Origin of the sequence: Streptomyces sp., from assembly GCF_019510245.1 — a bacterium.
Lineage (GTDB): Bacteria > Actinomycetota > Actinomycetes > Streptomycetales > Streptomycetaceae > Streptomyces.
In genome coordinates this window covers 7271-8439 of sequence record NZ_JAEKKT010000020.1, presented here as the reverse complement: position 1 = coordinate 8439, position 1169 = coordinate 7271, and the positions used below count along the sequence as shown (strand labels likewise).

Below are 1169 nucleotides of genomic sequence, written 5' to 3'. Positions count from 1 at the left end.
AACGAGGTCTCCTACTCGAGAGCCGACACGCACGTGCTACGGGCGCGGGCATGGAGATGCGGGGATGGTGTAGCTCACGAAAGGAGCCACACGGTGTGAGAGCGCTGGGATGGGAGAGGCTCAGAAATTGCCGCGCGCGTCAGAACCAGTGGTGAACGTCTTCAGAAACACCAGTGGTGAACGTCTTCAGACAGTCGACGGGACGCAGTCAGCCATGACACAGACAGCTGGTGATGCGCTGCAGGTCGATGTGGCGTCGGCGGGAGAAGCGGGGGAGTGTCGCCGTAGCCGTGATGGAGGGACTCGAGACGCTGCTGTACCGCACGCTCACTCCTCCGTGTCGGGCCCCTGCCACGGGGCCACGCGCTTGCCGGGTCGGCGACCCGGCCGGGCTTTCACCTGGAGCACCCCACCGCGTCGGAGGGTTGCCGGTCAGCAAGCCAGGGCTCGATGCTGACACTCAATGCCATTTGAAACTTTATCTATCTCCGTCGTGATCCGTCAACGGGGTGTGGATGTCCGGGCCCGGGGAGCTGTGTCCGGGGTCGATGGGCCGTGAGGCGGGGGTGCAGCAGTGACAGGACGGCGGCCGCGGTGAGCAGACCGGCACAGAGGAGCGTCGCGTGCGCGAATGCCGTACGTGGGGCGCCGTTTGATCCTGAGGTGCCGTGCAGATAACTCCCGGAGACGGAACGGACGAACGGACGTCGAGCCCGTCCGTACTGCTCGATTGGTACGACACGACGGCCGTGACCATAGCGGTCGCCGGCGCCGCCACCCAGATCACCAACAGCCGTATGTGGGCCGTCAGTTGGCTCGCGGCAGCCCGAGCCACCCGCAAGGTGCCGGGCGGCGTCGTCCGGAGGGACTTCCAGGACGCCGCCCTGGCAACGGCCGTACACGACGCCCTGGTGGCACTGATCCCGTCCCGCGCGCAGGAGCTGGGCACCGTGCTGCGCACGACGCTGGACCGCGTCCCGGACGGACCGGCCAAGGCGAGGGGGGCGGCGGCCGGTGCGCGCGAGGCACGGCTGGTTCTCGCCTCCCGCGAGGGCGACGGTCTCGACCCGGACTCGGTGAACGCACCGTTCACCGTGCCGCCGGCGACCCCCGGCGTATGGCAGCCGACGCCGCCCGCCTACGCTCCGGCCGTGCAGTACGGCAACCGG

Annotated in this window: 1 protein-coding gene, 1 pseudogene and 1 riboswitch; of the genes and pseudogenes, one reads left to right on the top strand and one right to left on the bottom strand. The window is 68.7% G+C overall.

Annotated features, from left to right (window positions below; all coding sequences use genetic code 11):
* Positions 1-208: 208 nt before the first annotated feature.
* Entirely contained in the window at positions 209-325 is a 117-nt protein-coding gene (locus tag JF597_RS55400; RefSeq protein ID WP_366916361.1) for a putative leader peptide, read from the bottom strand.
* Between the two features lie 33 nt (positions 326-358).
* Positions 359-468, bottom strand: a riboswitch (SAM riboswitch).
* Positions 469-749: 281 nt separating this feature from the next.
* Here JF597_RS55400 and JF597_RS00575 point away from each other — a divergent pair.
* Positions 750-1169 (top strand): annotated as a pseudogene (locus JF597_RS00575) (phosphoesterase PA-phosphatase); the annotation flags it as partial.